Below are 10990 nucleotides of genomic sequence, written 5' to 3' on the forward strand. Positions count from 1 at the left end.
ACTGTGAGGGAGTGGATCGATGATGAAGAAAGTGACTATGGTTTGGCTGGCGATGCTGCTGCTGGTTTCCCTGCTCGCAGGCTGCGCTGGATCAGGGAACAACGGCGAGAAAGCAGAGGGCAGCGATGATGGCTCCGGCGGAGGCGGTACACTTGTGGTTGGAGCAAGCGGCGATCCGCAGACCTTTAACCCGAGCGCCAGAGCGGACGACAACTTTTACGCCGCCGCGCAAAATATTTTCAGCAGGCTGATCAAGATTAACAACAACCAGGAGATCGTTCCGGATCTGGCCAAGGAATGGACGGTATCCGAGGACGGTACTGAAATCACGTTTAAGCTGCATGGAGATGTGAAATGGCATGACGGCGAGCCGTTCACCTCGGCGGACGTCAAATTCACATTGGATTCCATCCGCGAGAAGGCGGGTTTTGCCGTCAGCAACCTGAGCAGCATGGAGGAAGTAACCACGCCTGACGATAGTACGGTGGTCATCAAGCTGTCCAAGCCTGATGCGACCTTCATCGGGTATCTGGCCTGGTATGCGACATTTATCGTTCCTGAGCACATTTATGGCGGAGACAACTGGGATGCGGGAACGTCGGTTGAGCCTGTCGGCACCGGTCCATTCAAATTTGCGGAGTATCAAACAGGCGTGAGCCTGACTCTGGAGCGCAATGACGACTATTTCGGCCAGGTTCCGAGTGTCGACCGACTTGTATTCTCCATCATGACTGACCCGAATACGATGGTGCAGGCTTTTTACAACGGTGAGCTGGATATCCTGGGTACCGACCCGCCAAGCTCCGAGGTGCAGAGCATGATGGATAACCCGGACGTCACTGTGAATCCCAGGGTGTTTCCTTCACGTTATTATCTGACCTTCAATATGGAGAAAGCGCCGTTTGATAAGCCTCAGGTTCGGCAGGCGATTGCTTATGCGTTGAACAATGAGGAGATGGTTACGCGGGCCATGAAGGGCCAAGGGCAGGCGTCAACAACGTTTATTTCTCCAGTGTATGAGTGGGCACTCAGCGATGAATACAAGGTGCCGGGATACGATCCCGAGCGTGCCAAGCAGTTGCTGGAAGAAGCCGGGCTCACACCTGACGGCAGTGGCAATTATTTGTCCGTCACCTTCAAGATGTTTGAGGGAGGAGCCTTTTCAGATATCGCAACCGTCGTTAAAGACCAGTTAAGCCAGGTCGGGATCGATGTCAAGCTGAATGTGATGGATTACGCCACCTGGGAGGAAGAGGTCGTGAACAGCCGCGATTTTGAATTAACGATGATGGGCGGTTATCAGGGACCGGATGTCGGGGCCGTCGGATCGCGGGTCGGCAGTAAAGGGGCAAGCAACTTTATGGGCTACAGCAACCCTGATCTCGATAAAGCGCTGGCAGAAGGCGTCACGAGAACGACAGAAGAAGAACGTAAGCCGTATTATGAAGAGGTTCAGCGCATTATGTCCGAGGACATGCCGATTTATCCAATATCCGAGTGGGTAAGCAACATCCCCGTTCATTCCTATATTAAAGGTGACCCTACTTCCGACGAGGCCATCGGTCACACCGGTTTTAGCGAGTACAATTATGTGCGCATTGAGAAATAAAACGGAAGGGGAGAAAGAAACATGGATTTTCATCGTATTATTGACAGCGTTCCCGATTACGGGACTTTTATGACGGTGGACGAGATGGATGCAAGCACCCGCCGGCTGGCGGAGGAGTATCCTGATATCGTGACGGTTTTTGAAGCGGGCGTATCCCGGCAGGGGCATCCCCTGCTTTGCATCCAAATCGGGGACGGTCCGCTGAACGCCCTCTGCTTCGCCTGTCCGCATCCGAACGAGCCGATCGGCGCAATGACGATGGAATATTTCTCAAGGGCGCTTGCCGAAGACAAGGAGCTCCGGGAGGAACTGGGATATACCTGGTATATTATCAAATGTATTGATCCGGACGGCACAAGATTGAATGAAAACTGGTTCAAGGGGCCTTTTAATTTATATCATTATATGCGGAACTATTTCCGTCCGGTGGGGAAAGAGCAGGTCGAATGGACCTTTCCGGTCGATCACAAATCGTTGCATTTCAACAGTCCGCTGCCCGAGACGGAAGCCCTGATGAAGCTGATTAAGGACAAAAAGCCGAAATTCATGTATTCCCTGCACAATGCGGGGTTCGGCGGCGCGTATTGGTATATCTCCGAAGACATGCCGGAGCTGTACGAGAACTTGTACGAATCGGCGCGCAGGCAAGAGGTCTCGATCAGCCTCGGGGAGCCTGAGGTGCCATCGGTTACCGAATTTGCGCCAGCCATTTACGGCTGCATCAGCGCGGGTCAAGAGTACGACTATCTGGAGCAGTATGGTGGAGATCCATCCGTGTATGACTGTGGCACCAGTAGCGCGGATTATGCATTGACCGAGACGGGGGAGTGCGTCACCTTTCTTACGGAGCTTCCGTATTTCTTTGATCCGAGAATTGAGGATTTAAGCGACAGCGGGATGACGAGACTGGAAGCTGTGCAGAAAAATGTCGAGCAGAGCCGGAAACAGCACGCCGACCTGGAAAGTATTCTTGTAGGCATCCGGTCCTGCATTCACCCGGACAACCCGTTTGTCAAGCTGGTGGACCAGATACTCCGCTACGGCGAATCCGGCGGGGCTGCCAAACTGAAGTGGGCGGAAAGCGACCCGTCTTTCAAGCACCCGGCGAAGGTATCGCATGTGTTCGACAACCTGCAGATCGCTTCTTTTTACCACGGGCTGTCGCTGGGACTGAGTATCCGCACCTGTGAATATGAGCTGGACCGTCTTTCTGTTAGCGCAACAGAGAGTGCAGCCGTGCAGCGTCTGGAAGCGGCCAGAGACCATGGCTTGGAGTTATTGAAGCGTTTATGTGATAGACTGGAGCTGGAAATGAATTATTCGGTCATTCCTATTCAAAAGCTGGTGCGCATTCAGGTTGAAGGAGGATTAATTGTGTCAAGCCGTATCGCGGAAAAGCATAAGGATGCGGAAATTAGCCTCTGACCTGAAGACGGGAGGATGAAATATGAATTCACCATCATGGATGCAGCAGGCCATCACATCCCCAGATGAGCTCAGGGGGCTTGTCGGGACTCCGAGTGATCTCGTGCAGCATAAGGTTGTATCTGTCATAGAGGAGCATATCCGGGGATATCTGCAGCAGTCGCCGCTCTTTTTCCTCGCAACGAGCGACGCCGAAGGACGGTGTGATGCGTCCCCGCGCGGCGATACGCCGGGCTTCGTCAAGGTGCTGGATGAGCGCAGGCTGGTGTTCCCCGAACGTCCGGGGAACAAGCGGATAGACTCGCTGCTGAATATTATTGCCAATCCGCAGGTCGGCTTGATTTTTCTCATCCCTGGTCTGGATGAAGTGCTTCGCATCAATGGAAAAGCCTGGGTTACTCGCAGTCCGGAGCTGCTGGAGCAGATGCAGTGGGATGGCAAAACGATGGACATGTGCGTAGTGGTTGAGGTGGAGGAATGCTTCATACATTGTCCGCGCGCGTTCAAGCAGTCGAAGCTGTGGAATCCGGACGCTTGGCCTGAAAAGGAGCATCTGCCGTCTATAATGGAAATGTTTCGCGCTCACGTGCAGTTGAACAAAAGTGGGCAAATAGGGGATTGAGAATGTAACAAAAGGTCGAGAACAGGGGTTCACTTTTTCCTGTGCTCGACTTTTTTTAAACCAGAGGACGGGGTGGTCTCTCCTTATGAGAAGCCTCTTTTTTTTGCTTGAACACAAGCATAAGAATACTGTCGAAACTAAATCATTGACTTGAGGCGGGATGATCCAGCATAATCATGCCAGGAAATGTATGTAAACATTTACAAAAAGGAGATGGAAAAGCGATGTTGTTGGGCGGATGGATGAGGTATCTGTTCAAAGCTTTCATATTTGCGGTGTTTCTCTTTTTTGGTGTACTCCAGCATGAGGCGCAGGCCCAAGCCACTGCGGATCACCGGTGGGCTCCAACGGCGGATACGCTGAAGCACTATGAATCCACCGTATTCAATGGTCAGCAGGCATATGGACTGAAGACAAGTGACGGCGGACAATTGTTTCTGCAGAATGTAGGTAGATCAGAGGATACAGACGAGGTGTTCTGGAAGGTTACTAAGCAAAATGCGGATGGGCAGACAGAATGGTTTACTCCGCTCAATTCCTACTTTGGTCCATACTCCGCTGCTCTATATGAGAACAACGATGGTACATATACAGTGGCAATTAGGGACTTTCATATTCCGAGCGATCGGATGGCTTACGTGTTCTATAAACTGGACGGTGAAGGAAATGTGTTATGGAGCGCCCCTGTAGGCTGGTACAGCGTTCATGGGATTGTGCAGTTGCAATCCGGCGGCTTTGCTCTCTACGGCAGTGATGGCACGAACAGATCGTCTGTGGAAGTCACCCTTCTCGGTAGTGATGGCTCCTATCGTGATACTTCTCTTGGTTTAGGCGTGGTGAGTAACATTTCGGAAACGCCAGACAGGGGGCTCGTCGTGACGGTTCAGGATCCATGGTATACCTCCTATACAGTTGCGAGGATTGGTTCTTGTGGTAAAAAATGGAGTGTCGATTATCCGGGAACGGAAGAGCATGGTTATTCGAGAATTGTGGATGCGGCAGCCGGGCTGGCCGATGGAGGAGCTTATATTTTCGCGGAAGGCAAAATATTTACTGTGAACGCCAGCGGCACGGAGGTCGCAAGCCGCGATTTTCCGTATCAGGTGAGCCGTGCCCGGCTGCTGGAGGACGGAGATGTGCTGATCCTCGGAAGAAACGGCCAACAGAATTTGATGAAGCTGAATCCACAGACCGGAGAACCGATCTGGAGCTACACCGTCCCCGATCAGATTGTGGATGCGGCCCCTGCGCCGGGGCCCGGAAGCTACTGGTTGTACACTAGCGGTGAACCGACCATCCGTTATGAGCTGCAGCAGGGATTGAAGCTGAGTTCGGTGACAGATGCGGTATACGCAGGGGAAACGCTGCAAATTGAGGCGTCTGTCATCTTGGAAGGCGGAGAGGAACGGGCACTGGATTTGACGGATGGAGATGTGGAATTTACAAGCTCTAACCCGAATACCGCGGTGATCAGTGGTGAGGGTGTGCTTACGGTCTTACTTGGTGCGCCTGCGGGAACCATTCACATTACCGGCGATTTCTATGGGTTGAGGGATACGATCGGGATTAAGATTAGACGAGAAGAGTGATAGGGAGAAGAAGATAACCTGTTAAAAAACAAAGGCAACCAAGCGGAGTTGGGACATTCCGACTGGCTGCCTTTTGTTCCATAATCGCGGTCTGTTAAGATTAGCGCTTGTAGAAGCTGATTGTGCCTGTACCTTCATCGGCACTGATGAACATATCTCTTGTGCTCACGTGGTGAATCCCCTCTGGTGATTCACCGGCCGTTGGGATCAGTCCAAGCAGGGCCGGGGATTTGGGATCAGACAGATCGAAGAACAGAATAGCATCTGCACGTTCGGAGGCAACGGCCGCAATATCACGTCCATTGACCTGGGCGATGGTCAGGTTTTCCACCTCGCTGCCCTTCTTCTCGCTTCGTCCATCCGGATACAATCCAACCTGGGCCGCAGCTTTATCAATCAAATCGGCGCTATCGTAAATTTTCTCTCCCTCAAGGCTCCACACGGCGATGTTGCGTCCGCCAGCCTTTACGCCGTCTGTAAATTCATCCTCGCTAAGGTCGCCCTCATTGGCTGTCAGCAAATATTGGCCATCGGAGGTGAAGGCGATGCCGTCCGGCTCATAGCGGGCTGTAATTTCGTCCGTCAACGATACCCGGTCGTCATCCTTCGCATCTGCAGCATGAGTGGTCGTGCCGAGGGCGAACACACGCACAAGCTTTTGCGTCGGCAGATCAACAATCGCAATGGTATTATTCTCCTGCATCGTTACTGCGGCAGTCGTGCTATCCGGGCTGATGGAGACATATTCCGGCTGTGGCTCATGCGGATACACAGCGCCTTTAATACCGCTCAAATCGACAGGCACCTGGACCAGCTCACCCGCGAGTACGTCGCCCCCCTGGAAATGAAGCACAGCGATGCTGCCCGGACGTGTATTGGCCGCATAATCAAATTCCTCTGTCTCCGGGTCCAGCTCTTCATCCTCAATAGCGATCACGGCATAGCTGCCGTCACGGGAGATGGCGATGGAGTCCGGGCCGATACCGATCTCGTATACCTTGACGATCTCGTAGGTACTCAAATCGATGACGGCAGCCATGCCAGGATTCGGATCATTGAAGTTGTCGCCAGCGCGGATGACGGCAATAGCATGCTTGCCATCAGGCATAACTGCAACGCTAGTAACCTCCGCCTTGTCGGAGAGGCTGTGGAAGCTGATCTTCTTTAGCTCACTTACCCGGTCCGTGTAGGTGATATCCAACACGCTGACACTGCCCTCGTCCGCCTCGGTTACGAGTAGGCGGCTGCCGTCCGGAGTAGAAGCTGCGATCTCCGCTTTGCCGCTCGGCATTTGGAACGAGCCGGCGAGCTCGTAGCCAGTCCGGTTTTGGGCGGCGATCACGCCGCTGCGCAACTGCTTGGCAGCAGCGGCGGATATGTATAATTTTCCTTCTTTAATATAGGGTGCCTGATCCAGCGTAACCTTTGCGCCCTGCAGAACAGCCTTCGCAGACCCTGCCTGCAAAACAGCGGTTGTATTGCCGAGGCTGACATTCGCGCTTTTATCCTCTGTATTCCACTTCAAGGTTCCCTGCATGTCAGTGACCATCGCACGGACGGCTGTTCCCTCGGACTTCTGTTCGGCGGCATGTGCGGCAGGTACGGCGGAAGCGGCACTTACAGTGATGGAGGCTGCTGCCATGGCATACAGCAATTTTTTCGTTTTCAAGCGAATCTTCTCCTTTAAACAAATAATGATGAGTCCGGGGGCTTAACACACCACCAACGGCTCTCCGATTGTAAAAATTATATTTCCTTAATGTTAAAGGAGAAGGGGGTGTGCGTAAAATTTGTCGGATGAATGTAAAATGCAGGTGTTAAAACCTGCTTTCCTCTTCAGGTAATGATAGAAGCAAAGATGTAAACTGGACTCGGCAGCCTGCTCCCATCGGTGATTGTGCCACTATTCCCGCTTTAAACCGGGCCGAGGATTCCATTCCAAAATAGCGGATCAACTTCCAGGCCTCACCATCGGGAGAGTAGTGAAAAGAAACAATTTTCTCAGTCTTCGTCATTCTTAAATAAGGGTGATCCACCAGGACGCGCTCCGAATTGCAATCATCCGAGGAGCCATTCTGAGTGACAACAGATACGATCGTAGCAAACTCGCCATTGAATTCAAAGCATAGTTTAGCCCAATTGTTTTCATCCGCCATCATCATTAAGCAGCCGGAATCATACAAATGACGCATGTCTACCTGAAGCTGCGTTGTAAGCTGGAATGTCGAAGCCACATCCGTGTGAAGAAAGGGGGCGGAATGGGCCACGTGTGTGCCCCCAGGATCCTTGAAAAAATCAGCCTTGGGAGGGGCGTCGATGATTAGCTCGTCTTCTGCGGTAAACGTCCAGTACTGAGGCTCATTTAACCACTTTAATTGTTCTCTTGCTCCCGGTTGAAATAAATTATGACTCATAGATCGCATTCCTCCATTTGTTGAGAAACTGTCTTGATATAAATATAATGTCATTCTAAATTTATTGATTTCGTTTATAAATATAATATTCAGGTAGTTGTATATAATTATAAGGAAGTGAAAGAGTGCTGCCAATTTCTTAGGATTGAAGAACCATAGCAGGAATGCAACGTCATCGAGATTAATGCGAAAATAAACATGCGCACTTGCGAAATATGCGAACAGGTACGAAAGCGGGTTGAACCTGTCCGTACTTTCGTTGACAATAGGGGTGACTGCAGGTTATGTTGAATAACTGCGATCATCCCTATTTTTTTGTGTTGTAAATTCTATGTAATTGTAGAAAAATGTCATATAACAAAAAAATAACAATTTTCATAAACGGGAAAAATACAGGCAGGAGGGAGCATAATGAGCAGCATAGCCAGCGGGGAACAGCTTGCCCGCAATACAAAGCTTCGGAACACTTATCAGGTGCGGTCCGTGTTATCCTGCAGCGATACAGCGATCGTTTATGGGGCCAGACTGCTGGAGACCGGGGAGAAAGTGGTCGTGAAGGAGTTTTTTCCGGCGGCGCTTGTCCGCAGGTGGCAGGACAAAAAGACAGTGATCTGCCAGGACGATGCCTTGAAATCGAAATATGTTGAACTGATGCATCAATTTTTACGCGAAGCACAGTTGATCAAGGAACTGAAGCATTCCGGAGTTGTGCAGTATATTGATCATTTTGAAGAAAACGGCACCTGCTATTTTGTCATGGAATACTGTGCGGGCAGCTCGCTTGACGAGGTGGTCAGACAGCAGGGGCAGGGGGCGGATACAGCCTTCCTGCTCCGAACGCTTGAGCCGCTGATTGAAACACTTGAGTATATCCATCGGCAGGGCATTATTCACCGCGATATCAAACCAGCCCACATTTTGATTCATGACAGCGGCAGCGTCAAGCTGATCGGTTTCGGCTCGGCCATTCATTATAAAGGCAGGGAGAACCAGATTGCGGTCTCGGCAGGATATTCGCCGCCGGAGTTTTACGCCAACCGTTCCAGGCAGGGACCTGCATCCGATATTTACAGTCTTGCCGCAACCTTGTACTACTGCTGCAAAGGGACTCCGCCTCCTGAAGTGCCCGTGCGCTTGTTTTCGGATGAAATGGAGCCAGTCAAAAGAGGCATTTCACCACTGCCTTATGTGATCAAGCGTGGGCTCGCCGTACAATCGACGAAAAGAATCCGCTCGCTGAAATGGTTCAAAGCCGCCCTTAAAGCAGAATACGTCATTCATTTGGGAAAGTCCCGTTAGTCAATGGACCGATGATCACCTCAAGCGGGCTGGTTTGGGGGGTTGACGGCATGAGCGTTTATTTTTATAATGGAAATAATTTGAATAGCGGAACCTATCGGAAGCACCGATCATCTCCTTGGGAGAATGGTCGGTGTTTTTTTGTTTCCGTTCCGGCAAAGGAGAGAAGATATGTCCAGATTACGTGTGCGGCACAGGCAATTGATTTTGGCTTGTGCAGTGGGTGCCGTTGTCATGCTGATCATATGCCTGACCATCGGAGTGCTTCTGTTTAGAAATTTTGAGACGGATTATTCGCAGGAAACAGCGGAGCTGGAGCAGGAGCTTGCGGATACGAAGAAGGTTTTACAGCAGGAAATGAGGCAGATTCCTGTCGTTATTAATGATCACAAGGCCGGGGACGCCTTGGCGGAAACAGATATCGCGCTTGTAAATATCCCTGCCGCATCTGTGCCTGAAAATATTTTGAATAAGGAGGACGTTGTCGGCAAATACACCAAGATTGCTCTTCCCAAAAACACTGCAATTACAAAATCTATGCTGTTTGAGAATGGTGTCACCCCGGATGATTTGAGAAATCAGGAGTTCAAGCTCATCCAATTGCCTGCCACTCTGGGCCCTGATCAATTTGTCGATGTCCGGATCAAATTCCCGACCGGTGAAGACTATATCGTGCTGTCCAAGAAGAAGGTAAAGGATCTGTCCAATAATCTGATCTCCTATGAGATGGATGAGCAGGAGATCCTGATGATGTCCAGTGCTGTAGTGGATGCCTATATCAACGAGGCAACGATATATGCGCTGAGTTATGTCGATCCCTATATGCAGGATAAGGCTATCGTAACCTACCCTCCTAAGGATGAGGTGAAGAAGCTGATTCAGTCCGACCCGAACATTGTGAAAGTAGCGACAGAGCAGCTCGAATCGAGAAAAAGATCCGTTCTTGAAATGAACCTGGCGGCTATGTCCGAGGAAGATCGAAGCTCGGGTACAGGGAGCTCCAGCGAGGGCCCTCCGGTCTCAAGTAGAGCAGCAGAGAGTGACGGCACAGGGTACTCCTCACAGTTGCCTCCTGTCAAAGATGCGCTGGCAACAGATCCGAACGCTTATGAAGAAGGTCAACAATCATCCAGTCCCACCGTCGGCCTGTCAGCAAATGGGGAAGCTGAAAGTCCGAAGCCTGTAGAGGAAGCCGAGGAAGCAGCCGCAGCGGGTGATGAAGTCATTTATGGCCAGACGCCCAAGAGCAGTGTTCAACCGTGAGGAGGTGCAGGTGTGCAAAACATTATGTTTATAGGTGCTTGTGATAAGGGTGGGTTGCTTCTCTGGCTCGGCAAGGTGCTGGCTTCGGCTGGAGAAAAGGTGCTGGTTATCGATGCCACGGTGCTGCAAAAATATCAGTTCGCGATCCCAGAAATATCTGCAGGAGAGGTGCAAAGCAACAAAGTCATAGAGTTTGATGGTTTTGATGTAGCGACAGGCTTTGAACACAGCTTCAAAGAAGGGATTTCAATTCATGAGTCGCTGGAAAGCTATTTCCACAGAAACAACGAGCATTACACAAGCTATGATTATGTGTTCATTGATGTGGATCATACGGAGGCACTAGAAGCTTCACTTCTAGCTTCGTGGGGAAGCATTAGCCGGTATGCGCTTGTCACCAACGGCGAACGGTACACGATCCAGCGTAATGCAGAGCTACTGCAAAAACTGCTTCAGGACCAACAGAAGGACGGCTTGCAAATGGTCCGTATTCGCTATCCTGCTGCAGATCCTCCGGTTAGCGAGGCTTTTATGGAAGCCTCCATGGAGCAACTGAACGTAGTATTTCCTGACGAGCAGGATTTGGAATTGTACTACGATGAGATGGATTACATAGCGTGGGTGCGTATGCAGTATGAGAGCAGATTGAAGCTAAGAGGGTTATCGAGAAGCACGAAAAAGATACTGCTCAGCGTACTCGCGGCTATAACCGATCTGGAAAGAAGTTCGTTGAGACTAGCTTTAAAAGCGGCAGAAAGGGGCAGGTAAA

9 protein-coding genes are annotated in these 10990 nt (G+C 50.9%); 7 read left to right on the plus strand and 2 right to left on the minus strand.

The features are described from left to right. The first annotated feature begins 19 nt into the window (after window positions 1-19). From OIN60_RS00495 to OIN60_RS00510, 4 genes are all read left to right on the plus strand, one after another. The gene (locus OIN60_RS00495; RefSeq protein ID WP_305752907.1) at window positions 20-1609 is read left to right on the plus strand and encodes an ABC transporter substrate-binding protein; all 1590 of its coding nucleotides are present in this window, start codon (window positions 20-22) and stop codon (window positions 1607-1609) included. A gap of 21 nt (window positions 1610-1630) precedes the next feature. Continuing rightward, window positions 1631-3034, plus strand: a complete 1404-nt coding sequence (locus OIN60_RS00500) for a M14 family zinc carboxypeptidase (RefSeq protein ID WP_305752908.1) — start codon at window positions 1631-1633, stop codon at window positions 3032-3034. Between the two features lie 22 nt (window positions 3035-3056). Beyond that, window positions 3057-3656 (plus strand): MSMEG_1061 family FMN-dependent PPOX-type flavoprotein, encoded by a 600-nt coding sequence (locus tag OIN60_RS00505; RefSeq protein WP_305752909.1) that lies wholly within the window; start codon window positions 3057-3059, stop codon window positions 3654-3656. A 224-nt stretch (window positions 3657-3880) separates the two neighbouring features. Continuing rightward, entirely contained in the window at window positions 3881-5245 is a 1365-nt protein-coding gene (locus OIN60_RS00510; RefSeq protein WP_305752910.1) for a hypothetical protein, read from the plus strand. 100 nt (window positions 5246-5345) lie between these two features. Here the strand turns inward: OIN60_RS00510 and OIN60_RS00515 are convergent, their stop codons facing one another. Both OIN60_RS00515 and OIN60_RS00520 read right to left on the minus strand, forming a co-directional pair. After that, window positions 5346-6914 carry a choice-of-anchor I domain-containing protein gene (locus tag OIN60_RS00515; protein ID WP_305752911.1) on the minus strand — a complete coding sequence of 523 codons (1569 nt, stop codon included), beginning with the start codon at window positions 6912-6914 and terminating at the stop codon, window positions 5346-5348. Between the two features lie 148 nt (window positions 6915-7062). Further along, window positions 7063-7659, minus strand: a complete 597-nt coding sequence (locus OIN60_RS00520) for a DUF1349 domain-containing protein (protein ID WP_305752912.1) — start codon at window positions 7657-7659, stop codon at window positions 7063-7065. Between the two features lie 411 nt (window positions 7660-8070). Here OIN60_RS00520 and OIN60_RS00525 point away from each other — a divergent pair, with 411 nt between their 5' ends. From OIN60_RS00525 to OIN60_RS00535, 3 genes are all read left to right on the plus strand, one after another. Beyond that, window positions 8071-8958: a serine/threonine protein kinase gene (locus tag OIN60_RS00525; RefSeq protein ID WP_305752913.1), complete on the plus strand. Its 888-nt coding sequence runs from the start codon at window positions 8071-8073 to the stop codon at window positions 8956-8958. Window positions 8959-9129: 171 nt separating this feature from the next. Continuing rightward, entirely contained in the window at window positions 9130-10221 is a 1092-nt protein-coding gene (locus OIN60_RS00530; RefSeq protein WP_305752914.1) for an SAF domain-containing protein, read from the plus strand. Window positions 10222-10233: 12 nt separating this feature from the next. Continuing rightward, window positions 10234-10989, plus strand: coding sequence for a hypothetical protein (locus OIN60_RS00535; RefSeq protein WP_305752915.1), 756 nt, complete (start codon window positions 10234-10236; stop codon window positions 10987-10989). Window position 10990: the final 1 nt, after the last annotated feature.

This window comes from Paenibacillus zeirhizosphaerae (assembly GCF_030705605.1).
GTDB lineage: Bacteria > Bacillota > Bacilli > Paenibacillales > Paenibacillaceae > Paenibacillus > Paenibacillus zeirhizosphaerae.

What these genes read in the sequence shown, in the direction of transcription:
- OIN60_RS00495 (WP_305752907.1), top strand. Translation starts at nt 20, where the DNA reads ATGATGAAGAAAGTGACTATGGTTTGGCTGGCGATGCTGCTGCTGGTT.
- OIN60_RS00500 (WP_305752908.1), top strand. Translation starts at nt 1,631, where the DNA reads ATGGATTTTCATCGTATTATTGACAGCGTTCCCGATTACGGGACTTTT.
- OIN60_RS00505 (WP_305752909.1), top strand. Translation starts at nt 3,057, where the DNA reads ATGAATTCACCATCATGGATGCAGCAGGCCATCACATCCCCAGATGAG.
- OIN60_RS00510 (WP_305752910.1), top strand. Translation starts at nt 3,881, where the DNA reads ATGTTGTTGGGCGGATGGATGAGGTATCTGTTCAAAGCTTTCATATTT.
- OIN60_RS00520 (WP_305752912.1), bottom strand. Translation starts at nt 7,659, where the DNA reads ATGAGTCATAATTTATTTCAACCGGGAGCAAGAGAACAATTAAAGTGG.
- OIN60_RS00525 (WP_305752913.1), top strand. Translation starts at nt 8,071, where the DNA reads ATGAGCAGCATAGCCAGCGGGGAACAGCTTGCCCGCAATACAAAGCTT.
- OIN60_RS00530 (WP_305752914.1), top strand. Translation starts at nt 9,130, where the DNA reads ATGTCCAGATTACGTGTGCGGCACAGGCAATTGATTTTGGCTTGTGCA.